We start from the raw sequence: 17,186 nt of genomic DNA on the forward strand, positions 1-17,186 counted from the left end.
CGCCGGACGGTCAGCGCAACGCGGTGCCGTGGGCGTGGCTGATGAGCGTGAGGTCGTCGCGGGTCGGCAGGGACTCCCAGTCGCCGTACGCGCCGACGCAGAAGGCTCCTGACGTCGCGGCGCGGGTGAGGCGGGCTTCGGGGGAGAGGTCGTCGAGAGTGGCGGAGAGGTAGCCGGAGACGAAGGCGTCGCCGGCGCCGATGCTGTCGACGACGGTGACCTGGAGGGCCGGCTGGTGGAGGCTGCCGGCGCTGGAGTGCGACCAGGCGCCCTTGCCGCCGGCGGTGACGACGACTTCCTCGACGCCGCCGTCGAGCAGCGCGGCGACCGGATCGGTGGCGTCGGTGAGCAGGTCGAGCTCGTCCTCGGAGGCGAAGACCGTCCGCACCTGAGGGAGAAGTTGCCGCAGGCAATCAGCTGCGGCGGATCGGGACCAGAGGCGGCCGCGGTAGTTGACGTCCAGCGACACCCGTACGCCGATCCCGGCGGCGGCTTCGGCGGCCGCGATGGTCGCATCGCGGGCGGTATCGGACACGGCGGGCGTGATGCCGGTGAGATGCAGCAGCTTCGGGATCGCGGTCGTGATCGCGGCCGTGCACTCGGCAGGCGTCAGCGTGGACCCCGCCGAACCGCGCCGATGGTAGCTGACCCGCGTGATGTCGTGCGCCGGCTGGTCGAACGCGATGAACCCGGTGAAGTCGGTGTCGGAGAATCGCATGTACGACGTGTCGACGCCTTCGGCGCGCAGGGTCCGCTGGATCAACCGGCCCGGCTCGTCGTTGCCGACAGCACCGATCCAGGCGGCCTGGTGACCCAGCCGGGCGAGCCCGATCGCGACGTTGCTCTCCGAGCCGGCGACGGACAGGTGTGCCTCACCGCCGAGGCGCAGCGCGGCCTTCGTCCGGATCGAGACCATCGCCTCGCCGAGCGTCAACACCTCCAGTCCGCCGGCCCCCGGCTGGTTCTCAGGCATCGGCGACCGCCTGGAGGAACTCCTTCGCGCGCCCGGCCAGGGCTTCCAACGAGCCGCCGGTGCCGGCGTCGCCGAGCAGCGGGGAGCCGACGCCCACGGCGAGCGCACCCGCGGCCAGGTACTCGGGAGTGACAGCCGCATCGACGCCGCCCACCGCGATCAGCGGGGCGTTCGGTAATGGCCCGCGGAGCTCGCGGAAGTAGCCCGGGCCATAGACCTTGGCCGGGAAGATCTTCACCGCCAGCGCCCCCAGGTCGAGGGCAGCGACGACCTCCGTCGGGGTCAGAGCGCCACACAGCAACGGCAGGCCGAGTTCCACGCTGCGGTGGGCGCCGGGGGTGATCCCGGGGGTGACGGTGAAGGCCGCACGGGCGGCGGCGACCTCGTCGGCCTGCTCGGGGGTGATGACAGTTCCGGCGCCGATCAGCACCGGCGGGTCGAATTCGGACCGCGCCTTGGCGATCGCCTCGGCGGCGCCGGGCGTGGTCAGCGAGACCTCGAGCGCGGTGATCCCGGCGCCGACCAGCGTCCGGATGCACGCGAGGGCACGGTCCGGTCCGTCCGCGCGAATGATCGCGAGCACCTTGCGACGGCTCAGTTCGGTCAGCAGGTCCATGACTTCCTCCACGCTCGAACGCTAGTCGATCCGGTCCAGGGTCTTGCAGTTGTCAGATAACTGGAGAAAAGTTACCTGCGTTGGCACCCGCCCCGTTGTTCACTTTCCGTTTGCTTCCGGAAGGCAGGACCTCATGCCCAGATCCCTCCGCCTGCTCACCATCGTGCTGCTGCTTGCGGCGGCCGCGATCCTCCAGCCGCCAACCGCGCCACAGGCCTCGGCGAACCGGCAGTTCGTGCCCGACCCGACGGCCGCGACGGGTCAACAGGCCGCGACCAATCAACAGGCCGCGACCGATCAACCGGCCGCGATCACGCAGACCGTGCTCTTCGACAAAGGCGGAGCCGGCTACGGCTGCTACCGGATCCCCGCCATCGTCCGGACCAAGGCCGGCACGCTGCTCGCCTTCGCCGAAGCCCGGCGTACCTGGTGCGGCGACTCCCAGGAGATCGACCTGGTGATGCGCCGGTCCACCGACAACGGCCGGACCTGGTCGCCGCAGAGGATCGTCCTGTCCGGCACCGACACCGACCCGAACGCCGTCGCGACCCGCGGCAACCCGACACCGATCGTCGACCACGAGACCGGCCGGATCGTGCTGCTCACGACGATGGACCCGGGCACCGGGACCGATCGCCCGCGGACGCCGTACGTGCAGTTCAGCGACGACGACGGGCTGACGTTCAGCAAGGCGCGCAGCATCGGCGGGCAGATCGACGACCCGGCCTGGGGCTGGTACGCGACCGGACCGGTGCACGGGATCCAGCTCACCCGCGGCGCGCACAAGGGACGATTGGTGGCCGGGACGAACTACGACGTCGGCGGCCGGCACGCCGGGCAGCTCGTCTACAGCGACGACCACGGCGAGACCTGGCACAAGGGCGCGACCGATCTGCGGTCCGACGGGTTGATCCCGCAGGAGATCAGCGTGGTCGAGAGGGTTGACGGCAGCATCTATGCCGGTGCCCGCAACAACGGCGGCAGCGCGGGCAACAACCGGGCTTTTGCTGTCAGCAACGACGGCGGGCAGACCTACGTCGCGCCGTACGCGCGGATCCCCGAGCTGACCACCCCGACCGTCCAGGGGTCGCTCGTCCGGTTGCGGGCGACCGATCAGGGCGCCAAGTACAACCGCATCCTCTTCGCCGCCCCGGCCGACCCGGAACGGCGGCGCTACCTGACGATCCGGTCCACCTTCGACGAGGGGAAGACCTGGCAGACCGTTGCCCAGGGCACTCGAATCACCAGCGACTGGTCCGGGTACTCCGACCTGACCGTGCTCGGCACCGGAGAGATCGGCCTGCTGTACGAGGGTGGCGCGGTGGATGCCCGCGACCAGATCCGGTTCGCGCGGTTCACCGAGTCCGAAATCGGTCACCCGGACGGCGCGACCGGCCCGACGACGCCGGACGTGTCCGGGCTCGGCAATCACAGCTATCTGCGCGGCGGCACGACCGGCGTCGCGGGCAAGTTCGGTCAGGCCCGCGACCTCGACGGCATCGACGACGCGATCCAGCTCCCGTACGCCGAGTCGCTGGCGCTCGGCGCCGGCGACTTCACCGTGATGAGCTGGATCAGGTACGGCGCGAGCACGGCACCGCAGGCGATCTTCTGGGGCTACGGGATGAACGAGTTCTCCCAGTTCTGGCTGCGCGCGGAGCCGGCCGATCAACGCATCCGCGGCCTGATCACCACCAACGGCAGCACCGCGGCGGTCGCCTCCACCAAGGCGTACAACGACAATGCCTGGCACCACGTCGCCCTGCAGCGCAAGGCCGGAACGCTGTCCCTGTGGGTCGACGGCACGCAGGTGGCCTCGACCGCCGCGCCGACCGGATCGATCAGCCCCGCTCGCCCGTTCAGGATGTACGTCGGCCAGCGGCTCGACGGACTGCACCACTTCGACGGCGCGCTCGACGAGGTCCGCGTCTACCGGCGTGCGCTCACGGCCGCCGAACTCACCAGCATCCGCACGACCAACTCCACCGCCGTACCGAACGCCGTACTCGACCTGCCGCTCGGCTGACATCAGGCCGGCCTGGCGGACACGACCAGCCGCCAGGTCAGCCGTCCGCCGTCCGGCACGACCGCCGCGTCACCCGGTCCGGCCTCGGCCAGATCGAACACCCGGCCGAGCATCGGTTCCACGCCCAGACTCCGGTACGGCGCTCCCGCGGGGAAGCCCTCCAGGTTCCGCCAGACGGCCGTCGACACTGGTTGCCCAGGGCAACTCAGCTCGAAGGTCAGCGCCATCCCACGATCGCGCACCGTCGCCGACGGGCAGTCCACGAGCACGGCACCGACCGCGGTCCCGTCCGAAGGGCCGTAGGTGCTGAGCGTCGAGGACCAGTCGCCCTCGACCCAAGGACCCTCGTCCGGGTAGAGACGGCAAGCGGTCTTGTCCGGAACGTCGACGGAAGCACCGACCGCGCAGTCGAGCAGCGCATGCGCCGCCCACACGAACTGGTAGCCCGGGGGAGCGGTCAGCTCGTAGTCGGCCCAGACCGCACCGGTGTCGGCGCGCGGGACAGCCAATGGTGCGGCGTCCGGGCGAGTGCCGCCGTTCATCCGTCGTCGCAGCACTACGTCGTCCCAGCGCACCGCGTCCCACTCGCCGTCGTCCGTCCACACCTGATTCCACAGACCGCCGTGATCAGGAGTCCCTCGGACCGTCGGAAAGCACTCGTCGAGTCCGCCGGCGTCGGTGAACACCGCGCGCCCGGTCCGCGGCCCCGAGACGAGCCCGGGCCCGGCCCACAGCCACTCGGCCCCGCCCAGGTGCAAGGACGTCCACCGCCCACCGTCGCGGAGGTCGACGCCGACCGTCGCGCTCACCATTCCGCGAACGAACCGTCGTCATGTGTCCAGGACGGGTTGCGCCACGCATGCCCCTTCTGATCAGCAGCCCGTACGGCGGCCTCGTCGACCGTGATGCCGAGCCCGGGCAGGGGATTCCACTCCGCGTGCCCGTCGACCCACGTGAACGGCGCCGGATCCACGACGTACGCCGTGAGGTCGCTCGCGACGTTGTAGTGGATCCCGCGGCTCTGCTCCTGGATCAGGAAGTTCGGCGTCGCGAACGAGACCTGCAACGAAGCGGCGAGGGAGATCGGTCCGAGCGGGCAGTGCGGCGCGAACAGCGCGCCGTGCGTCTCGGCCAGTGACGCGATCCGCCGCAGCTCGGAGATGCCGCCCGCGTGCGACACGTCCGGCTGGACCACGGCGACCCCGGCGTCCAGGGGCGGCAGGAACTCCGCGCGGCTGTAGAGCCGTTCTCCCAAAGCGATCGGCACGGTCGTGCCGTCCACGATCGACGGCAGGTGACGAAGGTGCTCCGGCAGCACCGGCTCCTCGACGAAGAGCGGATGCTGGTCCTCGACCGCCCGCAGAATCCGGCGCGCGCCCGCGACTCCGACGCGGCCGTGCAGGTCGATCGCGACGTCCCGCTCGTCTCCGAGCGCCGATCGCGCCGCGGCCAGCCGGTCGACGATCGCGGCGATCTCCGCCCGGGACGGCGACGGCTGGATCCGCCCGCTGGCGTTCATCTTCACGGCCGTCATCCCGGCCGCGACCTGCTCGGCCACCTGGTCCGCGATCTCGGCCGGCTCGTCGCCGCCGACCCACGCGTACACCCGTGCCCGGTCGCGGACCCGGCCGCCGAGCAGCGACGACACCGGAGCGTCGTACACCTTGCCGGCGATGTCCCACAACGCGTGGTCGAGTCCGGCGACGGCGCTGCTCAGCACCGGGCCGCCGCGGTAGAACCCGCCCTTGCTGAGGATCTGCCAGTGCCGCTCGATCTGCAGCGGGTCCTGGCCGATCAGGTACTCCGACAGGACCTCGATCGCCGTCCGCACCACCTCGGCGCGGCCCTCGACCACCGGCTCACCCCAGCCGACGACCCCGTCGCTGGTCTCGACCCGGCAGAACAGCCACCGGGGTGGGACCAGGAACGTCTCGATCCGCTCGATCTTCACCGGCGGCTCCGCGTCTTCGACGTCCGTACGCCGGTACTGCGCACGTCCGACAGGTCCTCGGCCGCCTTGGCCAGCAGCTCCCGCATCGCCAGCTCGGCGCCCTCGGGATCACCGGCCCGCACCGCCTCGACCACCCGCTGGTGACTGGGCACCGGATCGTCGGACGGTTTCGCCTTGTGCACCAGCCGATCGCGGCCGGCCAGACCGGTCTCCATGATGACCTCCATCTTGGTCAGCAGCTCGTTGCCGGTCGCGGCCAGCAAGGCCTTGTGGAACGCGAGGTCGGCCTGGACCGCGGCCAGGTCGTCGGTCGCCGAGGCCATCGCGGCCAGCGCCGTGTCGAGCGCGGCCAGGTCTGACTCCTCGGCCCGGATCGCGGCCAGCCGGGCAGCGGCCGGTTCGACGATGCCGCGTACCTCGTGCAGCTCCTCGAGCAGCTCGGGCCGGACGTCGTCGTCGAAGTGCCAGCGGATCATGTCCGCGTCCAGCAGGTTCCAGTCCGAGCGCGGGCGGACGAACGTGCCGCGCTTCTGCCGCGCGTCGACCAGTCCCTTGGCGGTCAGCACCTTCAGCGCCTCCCGGACGGCGGTCAGGCTGACGCCGAGATCGGCCTGCAGGTCGGGCACGTTGATCGTCGCGCCTTCGGGGATCTGTCCCGACAGGATGCGCTGTGCCATCACCTCGACGATCTGCCCGTGCAGACCTCGCGACGTCCCTCGTCGAATCCCCGTCACGTCGCTCTCCCCATCACTGTGCTGCTCGTCGCCGTCCGGTCCGCCATCCAGCGTGCCGCGGTCCTGTCCCGTGTTCTTGTACCCGCGCAGATCCCGCTCACCGCTGTCACGCCGAGTCCTTGACCGCGGACCAGCCGCCGTCGACCGCCAGCGTCGCCGCGGTCACGAACGATGCCTGCTCCGACAGCAGGAAGGCGACCACGGCCGCGACCTCGTCGGGCCGGCCGAGCCGTCCGACGGCGGTCGCCCGCGCGCTCTGTTCCTTGCCCTCGGCACTGACCCGGTCCCAGGCCGCGGTGTCGACCGGGCCCGGAAGCACGGTGTTCACCCGGATCGAGCCGCCGTACTCGACCGCCAGCTGGCGGCCGAGCGAGACCAGGGCGCCTTTGGTCGCGGCGTACGCCGGGTGGCCGGGGATGCCGGCGACCGCGTGCACCGACGACACCAGCACCACCGATCCGCGGGCGGCCGCGAGGTCGTCGTACAGGGTCCTGAAGGCGAGGAACGCGGCGGTGAGGTTGACGTCGAGCTGTCGCTGCCAGGAGGCCGGGGTGAGTTGGTGGGCCGGCTGAACGTCGACGGTGTACGCGTTGCTGACCAGGCCGCCGATCGGGCCGAGCTCGTCGCGTCCGCGGGACAGCACCTCGGCCCAGGTGTCGGGGGAGGAGACGTCGCCCAGGACGGCGATGGCGCGACCCGGGATCTCCTTGCAGGGCTGGATGTCCACCTGGACGACGGCGTCGCCGTCGGCGAGCAGCCGCTCGGTGCACGCCGCACCGATCCCGGTGGCGGCACCGGTCACCACGATCACGCGCACGCAGCTGTCCCTTCCCACGATGACGAGTCCTCAGTTGATCGTGAGCACCGGGTCACGTCAAGCGATTTGCTCGTAATTTACGAATTAATATTGACACTCCGAAGCTCTCGGCCGCAAGATCGTCCGCAACACCAACGGACCACTCATGGCACTGGAGCAGTGATGGCACCTGATCGGCGCACGTTCCTCAAAGGCCTCGGAGCACTCGGGGCCGCGGCCCTGGTTCCCGGGTGCGCCACCTCGACCACGAGCAGCGGTGGCGGTGGCGGCTCGGCCACCGGCGAGATCGCGCTGCAGTCGAACCTGTCGGCGGAGCAGGCCAAGGCCGCGATGGAGAAGCTGGTCGAGGCCTACAACAAGACCGGCGGCGGCACGGTGAAGCTGAACACGGTCGCCTCGGAGATCTTCCGCACCCAGCTGCCGACGTACCTGACCTCGGCCAACCCACCGGACGTCTACACCTGGTACGCCGGCTCGGTGGCGAACTCCTACGCCGAGAAGGACCTGCTGCTCGACGTCACCAGTGTCTGGGACTCGATGGGCAACTACCCCAAGTCGATGCAGACGCTGTCGACCAGCGCGGCCGGGGCGAAGATCTTCGTCCCGACCAGCTACTACTGGTGGGGCATGTTCTACCGCAAGTCGAACTTCGCCAAGTGGGGCGTCACCCCGCCGAAGACCTGGGCCGAGTTCGTCCAGGTGTGCGAGAAGATCCAGGCCCAGGGCATCCCGCCGATCGGCATCGGTCTGGGCGACACCCCGTGGGTCGCGTCGGCCTGGTTCGACTACCTGAACATCCGGATCAACGGCGCGCCGTTCCACCGCGACCTGCTGGCCGGCAAGGGCGACTTCACCGACCCGAAGGTGAAGGCGGTCTTCACCAAGTGGCGCGAGGTGCTGCCGTACTTCGACCCGAAGGGCAAGTCGTTCCCGTTCCAGGAGGCGACCTCGGCGCTGCTCGGCGGCAAGACCGGGATGTTCCTGATCGGCACGTTCTTCGCCGACAGCGCCCCGAAGGACGCGCTCGACGACATCGACTTCTTCCAGTTCCCGATCATCGATCCGAAGGTGCCGGTCGCCGAGGAGGCGCCGACCGACGGCTACTTCGCCAGCAAGAAGGCGAAGGATCCCGAAGCGGTCAAGAAGTTCCTCACCTACCTGGCCACGCCCGAGGCGCAGGAGCTGTACGTGCAGAACTCCTCCGGTACGGCGATCCCGGCCAACCCCGACGGCAAGGCCGCGGACACCCCGCTGGTCGCCAAGGGCAAGGCGATGGTGAACAGCGCGGCTGAGCTGACCCAGTTCTTCAACCGTGACTCCAGCGACGCGCTGCAGCCCACCGCCGACGCGGCGCTGACCAAGTTCCTGGACAAGCCGGACCAGATCGACCAGATCCTCGAGGACTGGCAGGCCGCAGCGAGCAAGGTCTTCCAGGCGTGACTGCTTCAGCCATCGAGGTGAAGACGCGCGCGGGATCGGCCAAGCGCCGGTCCCCGCGGGTCTCGCCGCTGATCCTCGCCTTCGTCTTCGTGCCGTTCGCGGTCGAGGCGGTCTGGGTGTTCTGGCCCGCCCTGCAGGGCTTCTGGCTGTCACTGACGAACTGGGACGGCCTGTCCGCCCCGACGTTCGTCGGCTTCGGCAACTTCGGGGACATGGTGTCGGACCCGATCTTCCGGACCGCGCTGAAGAACACCGCGATCTGGCTGGTGCTCTTCGGCGGGCTGAGTGTGGCCGGCGGCTTCGGCATGGCGCTGCTGCTGCAGAAGGAACGCCGCGGCGTCGGCATCTACCGCGCCGCCCTGTTCACGCCGGTCGTCTTCTCGCTGGTTGTCACCGCGCTGATCTGGCGCGTGTTCTACCAGCCCGACGGCCTGGTCGACTCGGTCCTGCGCGGCGTCGGTCTGGGCGACCTCGTGCGCCCGTGGCTGGCCGACCCCGACACGGCCCTGTACGCCGTGATCGTGCCCGCGCTGTGGCGGCAGATCGGCTACGTGATGGTGCTCTACCTGGCCGGCCTCAAGGCCGTCGACCCGGCGCTGTACGAAGCCGCCCGGATGGACGGCGCGTCGGCCTTGCAGCGCACCCGGTACGTGACGATTCCGCAGCTCAAGGGCGTGAACTCGGTCGTGCTGTCGGTGATCGTGATCGACTCGCTGCGGTCGTTCGACATCGTCTGGTCGATGACCAAGGGCGGCCCGTACCACTCCTCGGAGCTGCTCAGCACCTACATGTACTCGACCGCGTTCCAGTCCACCCAGCTCGGCTACGCCTCCGCGATCGCCGTGGTGATCTTCCTGCTCGCGCTCGCCGTCATTCTCGGCTACCTGATCCGTGCCTTCCGGGAGGAGACATGAGCAATCGCCTGAAGACCGGCGGCTACCACCTGGCGATGGGACTGGTCTCGTTCCTGTGGGTCGCGCCGATCCTGTGGGTGGTGGTGATCTCGTTCCGCAGCTTCGACGACGTCGCGGCCAACGGGCTGGGTTCGCTGCCGCACTCGTTCACGTTCTCGACCTACGTGCAGGCCTGGCAGGACGCCGACGAGTTCCGGGCCCTGGTCAACAGTCTGCTGGTGACGATCCCGGCCGTGCTGCTGAGTCTCGGGCTGGCCTCGATCGCGGCGTACGGGCTGGCGCGGTACAACATCCCGTTCCGGCGGACGGTGCTGTTGCTGATGCTGATGGGCAACCTGCTGCCGCCGCAGATCCTGCTGATCCCGATCTCGCGGTTCGTCGAGCTGATCGGCTACTACGACACGTTGATCGCGCTGATCGCCGTGCACGTCGGATTCGGGTTGGGCTTCTACACCTTCGTGCTGCACGGGTTCATGCGTGATCTGCCGAAGGAGATCCAGGAGGCCGCGACGATCGACGGCGCGGGCCCGGGCAAGATCTTCGCGAGCGTGATCCTGCCGCTGACCCGGCCGGCGCTGGCCGCGCTCGGCGCGCTGTCGTTCACCTGGATCTTCAACGACCTGCTCTGGTCGATCACGGTGATCCGCTCCGGCGACAAGATGCCGGTGACGCCCGCGCTGCTCGGGTTGCAGGGCCTGTTCGTGTCCTCGTGGAACGTGATCGCGGCCGGCACGGTGATCGCGGCGGTGCCGACGGTCGCGGTGTTCCTCAAGTTCCAGAAGCACTTCGTCGGTGGGCTGGCGATCGGAGCGGTCAAGTGAAGCGCTGGACGCTACGTGGCGCCAGTACGGCGTACGTGGTCGGCGTGCCGGAGCACGGTCAGTGGGCCTCGCTCGTTGCCTGGGGCCCGCAGGCCGTTGCCGACGGCCCGTCGCTGACCGAACCGGTCGGCACCGAGCACTTCCTGCCGCGGGCCGACGTGGAGCCGCTCGAGTACGCCGTACGGGGTGTTCGGTACACGAGTCCGACCGAGCTGGTCGTGAGCGGGCCGGACGGAAGCGACGAGTGCCGACCGGTTTTCGTCGGTGCGGTCCAGGACGAGGACCGGCTCGAGCTCACGTTCGCGGACGCCCTGCGGTCGGTACGCGTGGTGCTGCACTATCGGATGCCGGCTGATCTTGATGTGGTCGAGCGGTGGGTTGCCGTGCACAACGACGGCCTTGACGAGTTGACGCTGCACGAGCACGACTCGGCAGGATTCGTCATCCCGACGTCCCACGGTGCGGTGATCCGGTCGCTGTGGGGTGAATGGAACAGCGAGTTCCAGCAGGAGTCGATCACTCTGCGGCGCGGGCGGTTCACCGTCGACAGCCGGCAGGGCATCACCGGCCACTCGTACTCACCCTTCCTGTCCGCAGCCGACGCCGCAGCTCCGGACGGCACCACGTACGGCGTCCAGCTGGCGTGGTCCGGAGACTGGCGCCTGAGCGCGGACGTCGACACCACCGGGCAGACCCGGATCCAAGCAGGCCGGGCTCCGTCCAGCTTCGGCCTCTCCCTCCGTCCAGGGGCGTCCTGGGTCTCCCCGGTGGCCGTCGGCGGCTGCAGCACCGCCGGGCCGGACGGGCTCGCGCGGGTCTTCCACGCCTATCAACGCTCGTTCGCGCGGGAGCTGCCGCGGCGGGTGCTCTACAACTCGTGGTTCGCGACGGAGTTCGACATTCGGGCCGAGCACCAGCTGGAGCTGGCGCAGCGAGCCGCGTCGGTCGGGGCCGAGCTGTTCGTGGTCGACGACGGTTGGTTCACCGGCCGGGTCGACGACAAGTCCGGGCTGGGGGACTGGGAAGTCGATCCGGCCGCCTTCCCCGCCGGGCTCGACGCGTTCATCGCCGACCTGGGTGAGCTCGGCCTGGACTTCGGGCTGTGGGTCGAGCCCGAGGCGATCAGTCCGTCGTCCGAGCTGGCGGCCGAGCATCCCGAGTGGGTACTGCGGACGCCGGGACGCGAGCCGGTGCAGATCCGGAACCAGTGGCTGCTCGATCTCAGCCGCGACGACGTCGCCGAGTGGATCTGGTCGTCGTTGGACCGGCTGCTCACGGCGTACGACATCACCTATCTGAAGTGGGACGCGAACCGGGCTCGGCTCGACGCGGGCGACCGGCGGCGTGACCTCGACGGCCTGGCGGTCGGCAATCTCTACACGATTCTCGACCGGCTGCGCGAGCAGCATCCGCGGGTGTTCGTCGAGGGCTGCGCGGGCGGTGGCGCGCGCGTCGACCTCGGCATGGCGGCGCGGGTCGACACGCTCTGGCCGAGCGACAACACCGCGCCGCTGGACCGGCTGAAGATCCAGCGCGGCTTCCTGACCGGCTACTCGCCGCACCTGATGAGTTCGTGGGTGACCGATGCCGAAGGCACCCACGACGGCCGGGAGCGATCACTCGACTTCCGCTTCCACGTCGCGATGGCCGGTGGGCTCGGAATCGGGGCGGACCTGTCGCGGTGGACCGACGAGCAGTTGGCCGTTGCCCGGCGCCACGTTCTGCAGTATCGCGAGATCCGTGAGGTGATTGCTCACGGCACCGTGCACTGGCTTGACGGGGGAGTCCAGTACGTCGGTGCGGATCGCTCGGTCGTGTTCCTGTGGAACACCGGCGACGGCAACGTCCGCGGCACCCTGCCGACCCGGCCACGCCGGGTTCCGCTCGTGGGTCTCGACCCACACCAGAACTACCGGGTGGGCGAAGAAGTCCTCCCGGGGAGCTACCTGCTGGAAGTCGGCGTCAGCCCCGGCGACGCCGGCTCGCACTGCCTGGTCGTCGACCCCGTCGGCTGACCCGCCCGTCACATCCACGGCAGCAAAGGAAACAGCGTGAAACGACTTTCCGCCTTGCTCGGCGGTCTCCTGACGGCGGCCCTGGTGTCCGCGTCACTGGTGACCGCAACCGTTCCGGCCGCGGCAGCGCCCGCGGCCCCGGTGCTCAGCCCGACGCCGTACCAGGGCTGGAACACCTACTTCGGTCTCGGTGGCGACTTCACCGAGGACACCATCAAATCCGTCGCCGACACTCTCGTCAGCCGAGGCCTGGCCAAGGCCGGCTACGACATCGTCTGGCTCGACGGCGGCTGGCAGGCCGACCAGTCCCGCAGTCCCGAGGGCGACCTGGTGGCCAACCCGGCCAAGTTCCCCAGCGGCCTCAGGTCGCTGGTCGACTACATCCACGGCAAGGGCCTGAAGGCCGGCATCTACACCGACGCCGGTCCGTTCATCCCGGGCAAGTGCGGCCTCGGCAGCGGCGGCGGGTACTACCAGCGCGACGCCGACCAGTTCGCGGCCTGGGGCTTCGACGCGGTCAAGGTCGACTTCCTGTGCGGGATCGCCGCCGATCTCGACCCGAAGACGGCGTTCACCGAGTTCGCCAAGGCGCTGCGCAACAACGCGAGCAAGCGCCCGATCATCTTCAACCTCTGCAACCCGGTCACCTCGCCGGACTGGGGCGACTACCCCGAGTCGCAGCAGTCGATCAACTCCTGGACCTACGCGCCGGAGATCGCGCAGTCGTGGCGGACCTACACCGATGTCGGCTTCGTGTTCGACATCAAGTACAAGGACGTCCTGCGCAACTACGACGCGAACGCGCGGCATCCCGAGGTCGTCCGGCCGGGGGCGTTCAACGATCCCGACTACCTCGCGCCGGAGCTGGGCATGTCCGACGAGGAGTTCCGCACCCAGATGACGCTGTGGGCCGTGGCCGCCGCGCCGCTGGTCATCGGCAGCGACGTCCGCAAGCTGAGCAACACCTCGATCGCGACCCTGACCGACCCCGACGTCCTCGCGATCAACCAGGACCCCGCAGTCGTGCAAGCCGTCCGGGTCGGCCCTGCCGGGACGACAGAGACGTGGGTCAAGCGTCTCGCCGACGGCAGCCGCGCGGTGGTCCTGCTGAACCGCGGCGACAGCGCGAAGACGCTCACCACCACAGCGCGTGAGGTCGGGCTGAGCGGCGGCCGCTTCACGCTGAAGAACGCCTGGAGCAACAAGGTCACCGAGAGCGCCGGCACGATCAGCGCCGCCGTGCCCGCGCACGGGACGGCGCTGTTCCGGGTCTCGCCGGCCACTGGTCTGCCGGGTGTCCCGCACGTCACCGCGGGGATTCCGGCGGTGACGAGGGTCGGTAGGGCTGCCCAGCCCGAGGGTGTTGCGCCGGTTGTTGCCGGTGGAGACGAGCTTCGGGTCGAGGTTGCTGTTCGCAACGACGGGTTGCTGCCGGTGCTGAAGCCGGCCGTGACACTTGCCGGTGGCACCGGCTGGACGGTCAAGCCGTTGACGAAGGCCCCGACCTTGCTCGCGCCGGGTCAGCAGACGACCTTCGCCTTCACGGTGAAGCTGCCGGCCGGCGCCCCGACGGGCAACGCGACGCTGACCGGGCGTACGTCGTACGAGGCGATCGGGTACGGCGTGCAGCAGCAGACCACCGTGTCGCCGGTCGTGGTCGCGCCGGAGCCGCCGACCGGCAGCGCGGCGCTGTCGCACCACCCGTGGATCACCGCGACCAGCGGCTGGATGTCGCCGACCGTCGACGAGGCCGTCGGTGGCGGATCGCCGATCAGCCTGACCGGCCAGACGTACCCGACGGGCATCGGCGTCGCGTCGCCGTCGCTGGTCCGGTACTACGTCGGGCAGCAGTGCAGCCGCCTGACCGCGACCGTCGGGATCGACGACGCGGTCCGGAACGTCGGTCCTGACGGCGGCACCTCGACCTTCCAGGTCGTTGGCGACGGCAAGGTTCTGTACGACAGCGGAGTCGTCGACCGGGACAACCCGAAGCAGGTCGACGTCGACCTGACCGGCGTCCGGGTGCTCGACCTGGTGGTCGGTGACGCCGGCGACGGCGGCTACAACGACCGCGCCGACTGGGCGGCTCCGACCGCCACCTGCTGATCCGTCCGCGAAGGGGCAGACCGAGGCTGGTCTGCCCCTTCGTTGTGTTTGTGAGGGTGGTGGCCGGTGACTTCGCGGGAACACCGGCCACCACTGGGTCCATTTGATCAGAGTTTCAACTCATGGTGAATGGTGGGGAGGGTTATTCCCCACGCCGCCCCTCCGCTCGCCGGCGCTCGCTCCGGTGGCTGGGTTTTGCCGGCGAATGAGCTGTATATGCTTCTCAGCCCCGAGCGTTGTGAAGGGGCAAGGGGGGCAACCAGGGTGACCGCGCAAGACAGCCGTCGCAGGCGCGTTGATGCGTGGGTGGACGAACACAAGCCGCAGATTCTGTGGGTGATCAGGACGCCCGGAATAGCGATGGGAGTCTGGTTTCTCGTCAGCTCCGACGGCCGGATCGTTCCTTGGCGAGCAGCCATCGTGCTCCTCATCATCGCGTGGCTGGTGGCTGCGGAACTGAAGAACTACCTCCGCCGCCGGGCGCGCCGCCGAAGGGAGCAGGAGACCAGTGGCAGCTGAGCTGGTGAACTTTCTGTCGAGCCGCACGATCGACTCGATCCGGTACAGATTCCTGACGAACAAGCTGCACGGTGACGAGATCCTCGCCTCCGACGGGACGGTGTTCACCGAGCAGAGCGACGAGTGGCTGGACCCGGCAGACGTCGAGCGGCTGCTGCAAGAGCACCCGTACCTTCCGATGCTGCTGGCAGCCGACGGCTTGCGCGAGTTCACCAGCTCGCCGCTCAAGTCCTGGCGCACCACCGTGGAGCCCCACTACATCACCCCCGAAGGACTGCCGCCGGGCGAAGACGGTCTCTGTTTGATGGGCTTCCGGTGGGCGGACTCGAAGGGCGAGCCCTTGCTGCTCTTTCTCCTGGAGTGCTACTGATCCCGCCTCGGCAGATTCCTGCGGAGTTTGCTGACGCGCCGTCAGGTAGTGACATTGTGTTCGATCTCAGGCAGTCTCCTGTTGCTGGTAAGTGCTTGCCCCCGCCCAACAGGAGACACTTATGCGCATCTTTCGCCCGTTGGCGACTCTGCTGACCGCCGCCCTGGCCGGTACGGCGCTCACTCCGCCCGCGGACGCGGTGACCACCTCCGTGCCCGTCCAGCTGGTCTCGATCACCGACTTCCACGGCTACCTGCGACCGCCCTCCCCGGCGGACGGCGGCACGATCGCCGGCCCGGACGGGAAGGCGATCACCGTCGGCGGAGCGGCGTACCTCGCGACGCATCTGCGGCGAATCCGTTCCGGGCACGCGAACTCGATCTTCTTCACCGACGGGGACAACTTCTCCGGCTGGCCGTTCGAGGTCGACGCGCATGCGGACGAGCCGACCGTCGAGGTGCTCAACGCGCTCGGGGTGGAGTTCTCGTCGGTGGGCAACCACGAGCTCGATGTGTCGAAAAGCTTCCTGGTGGATCACATGCAGAAGGGCAAGTGCTTCGGCACGGTCGGGGTCGACAGCTGCTTCACGGACTCGACCGGGCGGCGGTTCCGCGGCGCCGACTTCGAGTTCCAGTCCGCGAACATCGTCGACGCGAAGGGCCGGACGATCGTCGCGCCGTACACGATTCGGTGGGTGCGCGACCACGGGCGCGCGTACCCGGTCGGGTTCATCGGCATGACGGTGCCGGACACCCCGGTGGGCTCCACGTCGTACCAGCCGGAACTGCGGGCGCTGGACCCGGTCGCGGCAACCGACGCCGCTGCGGCCGAGCTGAGCCGGCGCGGGGTGAAGGCGATCGTGCTGAACCTGCACGACGGCGGGACCGACGCCTCCGCGACGTACGACAACTGCGTGAACCCGAGCGGTCCCGCGATCGACCTCGCCCGCCGGGTGAGTCCGTCGATCGACGCGATCGTGACCGGTCACTGGCACGCCGCGTTCAACTGCATGCTGCCGGACCCGGCCGGGAATCCGCGGCCGGTTGTCGAGGCCGCGAACCACGGGCGGCTGATCAACGAGATCAACCTGCGCCTGGACCGGCGGACCGGTGAGGTGCTGCGGTCCGCGACGACCTCGGTGAACCACGCGGTCACGCGGGACGTCGCGCCCGACCCGAAGATCCAGAGGATCGTCGACTACTGGACTGCCGCAGGGGAACGCAAGTATGCCGAACCGCTCGCACAGGTGACAGGCGACTTCACGCGCGCCGCCAACTCCGCCGGTGAAAGCACCTTCGCCGATCTGATTGCCGACGTGCACCTGTGGACCGCGCGGCAGGACGGTCACGCCGACCTCGGGCTCGTCGCGGCCAAGCCGGCCGTCGGAAGCACGGCCCTTCGCGGCGACCTACTGGTTGCTGCTAGCAACAAGCCGGGGGACGCTCCCGGCCGGGTCATGCTCGGCGAGTCCTGGGACGCGTACGGCTATGGCAACCCGGTGCTCACAGTCAGCCTGACGGGTGCGCAACTGGACGCCGTACTGGAACAGCAGTGGCAGACGCAGGCGGACGGCTCGGTGAAGTTCGCACCGCTCGCGGTCTCGGGGAACGTCCGCTACACCTACGACGCCCGCCGCCCGGTCGGCGATCGAGTCGCCCCGGCGGACGTCACCATCAACGGTGCGGCGCTCGACCCCAGCCGGACGTACCGGGTCGCCGCCCTCGCGTACACCGTCATCGGCGCGGACGGCTATCCCGCCTTCAGGTCCGCAACCGATGCCGTCCGCAACAACACCGACCACGAAACCTTCGTCGACTACCTGCGGGCCCACCAGACCCTGACCCCTGCACCGCTGACCCGCGGCACGTCCCGAGGATAGCCCGC

Annotated in this window: 15 protein-coding genes; 9 read left to right on the plus strand and 6 right to left on the minus strand. The window is 69.4% G+C overall.

What is annotated here, in order from left to right:
* Nucleotides 1-10 precede the first annotated feature (10 nt).
* Both BWI15_RS18505 and BWI15_RS18510 read right to left on the minus strand, forming a co-directional pair.
* The gene (locus tag BWI15_RS18505) at nucleotides 11-973 is read right to left on the minus strand and encodes a sugar kinase (protein WP_077015623.1); all 963 of its coding nucleotides are present in this window, start codon (nucleotides 971-973) and stop codon (nucleotides 11-13) included.
* On the minus strand, nucleotides 966-1,601 hold the full coding sequence (locus tag BWI15_RS18510; RefSeq protein ID WP_237771346.1) for a bifunctional 4-hydroxy-2-oxoglutarate aldolase/2-dehydro-3-deoxy-phosphogluconate aldolase: 636 nt from the start codon (nucleotides 1,599-1,601) through the stop codon (nucleotides 966-968). The genes BWI15_RS18505 and BWI15_RS18510 overlap by 8 nt, the downstream gene beginning before the upstream one ends.
* A 121-nt stretch (nucleotides 1,602-1,722) precedes the next feature.
* Between BWI15_RS18510 and BWI15_RS18515 the strand changes: the two genes are divergently transcribed.
* The gene (locus BWI15_RS18515; RefSeq protein ID WP_083750853.1) at nucleotides 1,723-3,615 is read left to right on the plus strand and encodes a sialidase family protein; all 1,893 of its coding nucleotides are present in this window, start codon (nucleotides 1,723-1,725) and stop codon (nucleotides 3,613-3,615) included.
* A gap of 2 nt (nucleotides 3,616-3,617) precedes the next feature.
* Here the strand turns inward: BWI15_RS18515 and BWI15_RS18520 are convergent, their stop codons facing one another.
* The 4 genes from BWI15_RS18520 to BWI15_RS18535 form a co-directional block, all read right to left on the minus strand.
* Nucleotides 3,618-4,427, minus strand: coding sequence for a hypothetical protein (locus BWI15_RS18520; RefSeq protein WP_077015625.1), 810 nt, complete (start codon nucleotides 4,425-4,427; stop codon nucleotides 3,618-3,620).
* A complete protein-coding gene (gene dgoD, locus BWI15_RS18525; RefSeq protein ID WP_077015626.1) occupies nucleotides 4,421-5,566 on the minus strand; it encodes a galactonate dehydratase in 1,146 nt (381 codons plus the stop codon). The genes BWI15_RS18520 and dgoD overlap by 7 nt, the downstream gene beginning before the upstream one ends.
* Nucleotides 5,563-6,300 carry a FadR/GntR family transcriptional regulator gene (locus BWI15_RS18530; RefSeq protein ID WP_237771347.1) on the minus strand — a complete coding sequence of 246 codons (738 nt, stop codon included), beginning with the start codon at nucleotides 6,298-6,300 and terminating at the stop codon, nucleotides 5,563-5,565. The genes dgoD and BWI15_RS18530 overlap by 4 nt, the downstream gene beginning before the upstream one ends.
* Nucleotides 6,301-6,406: 106 nt before the next feature.
* Nucleotides 6,407-7,117 (minus strand): SDR family NAD(P)-dependent oxidoreductase, encoded by a 711-nt coding sequence (locus BWI15_RS18535; RefSeq protein ID WP_077015628.1) that lies wholly within the window; start codon nucleotides 7,115-7,117, stop codon nucleotides 6,407-6,409.
* Between the two features lie 162 nt (nucleotides 7,118-7,279).
* Between BWI15_RS18535 and BWI15_RS18540 the strand changes: the two genes are divergently transcribed.
* The 8 genes from BWI15_RS18540 (at nucleotide 7,280) to BWI15_RS18575 (ending at nucleotide 17,181) form a co-directional block, all read left to right on the plus strand.
* Nucleotides 7,280-8,557, plus strand: coding sequence for an ABC transporter substrate-binding protein (locus BWI15_RS18540; RefSeq protein ID WP_077015629.1), 1,278 nt, complete (start codon nucleotides 7,280-7,282; stop codon nucleotides 8,555-8,557).
* Entirely contained in the window at nucleotides 8,554-9,471 is a 918-nt protein-coding gene (locus BWI15_RS18545) for a carbohydrate ABC transporter permease (RefSeq protein WP_077015630.1), read from the plus strand. The genes BWI15_RS18540 and BWI15_RS18545 overlap by 4 nt, the downstream gene beginning before the upstream one ends.
* A complete protein-coding gene (locus tag BWI15_RS18550; protein WP_077015631.1) occupies nucleotides 9,468-10,292 on the plus strand; it encodes a carbohydrate ABC transporter permease in 825 nt (274 codons plus the stop codon). Before BWI15_RS18545 ends, BWI15_RS18550 begins: the two co-directional genes overlap by 4 nt.
* Nucleotides 10,289-12,307 (plus strand): alpha-galactosidase, encoded by a 2,019-nt coding sequence (locus tag BWI15_RS18555; protein WP_077015632.1) that lies wholly within the window; start codon nucleotides 10,289-10,291, stop codon nucleotides 12,305-12,307. The genes BWI15_RS18550 and BWI15_RS18555 overlap by 4 nt, the downstream gene beginning before the upstream one ends.
* Nucleotides 12,308-12,343: 36 nt before the next feature.
* Complete coding sequence (locus BWI15_RS18560; protein WP_077015633.1) at nucleotides 12,344-14,413, plus strand: NPCBM/NEW2 domain-containing protein; 2,070 nt, start codon at nucleotides 12,344-12,346, stop codon at nucleotides 14,411-14,413.
* Between the two features lie 264 nt (nucleotides 14,414-14,677).
* Entirely contained in the window at nucleotides 14,678-14,932 is a 255-nt protein-coding gene (locus BWI15_RS18565) for a hypothetical protein (RefSeq protein ID WP_143465683.1), read from the plus strand.
* Nucleotides 14,922-15,302: a hypothetical protein gene (locus BWI15_RS18570; protein ID WP_077015635.1), complete on the plus strand. Its 381-nt coding sequence runs from the start codon at nucleotides 14,922-14,924 to the stop codon at nucleotides 15,300-15,302. Before BWI15_RS18565 ends, BWI15_RS18570 begins: the two co-directional genes overlap by 11 nt.
* Before the next feature lie 121 nt (nucleotides 15,303-15,423).
* A complete protein-coding gene (locus BWI15_RS18575) occupies nucleotides 15,424-17,181 on the plus strand; it encodes a bifunctional metallophosphatase/5'-nucleotidase (protein ID WP_077015636.1) in 1,758 nt (585 codons plus the stop codon).
* The last annotated feature ends 5 nt before the right edge of the window (nucleotides 17,182-17,186 follow it).

This window comes from Kribbella sp. ALI-6-A, assembly GCF_001984195.1.
In the GTDB taxonomy this organism is placed as follows: domain Bacteria; phylum Actinomycetota; class Actinomycetes; order Propionibacteriales; family Kribbellaceae; genus Kribbella.

Bases quoted from the DNA above. Each gene is read 5' to 3' on its own strand.
- BWI15_RS18505 (WP_077015623.1), bottom strand. From the start codon at position 973: ATGCCTGAGAACCAGCCGGGGGCCGGCGGACTGGAGGTGTTGACGCTC.
- BWI15_RS18515 (WP_083750853.1), top strand. From the start codon at position 1,723: ATGCCCAGATCCCTCCGCCTGCTCACCATCGTGCTGCTGCTTGCGGCG.
- BWI15_RS18520 (WP_077015625.1), bottom strand. From the start codon at position 4,427: ATGGTGAGCGCGACGGTCGGCGTCGACCTCCGCGACGGTGGGCGGTGG.
- BWI15_RS18540 (WP_077015629.1), top strand. From the start codon at position 7,280: ATGGCACCTGATCGGCGCACGTTCCTCAAAGGCCTCGGAGCACTCGGG.
- BWI15_RS18550 (WP_077015631.1), top strand. From the start codon at position 9,468: ATGAGCAATCGCCTGAAGACCGGCGGCTACCACCTGGCGATGGGACTG.
- BWI15_RS18575 (WP_077015636.1), top strand. From the start codon at position 15,424: ATGCGCATCTTTCGCCCGTTGGCGACTCTGCTGACCGCCGCCCTGGCC.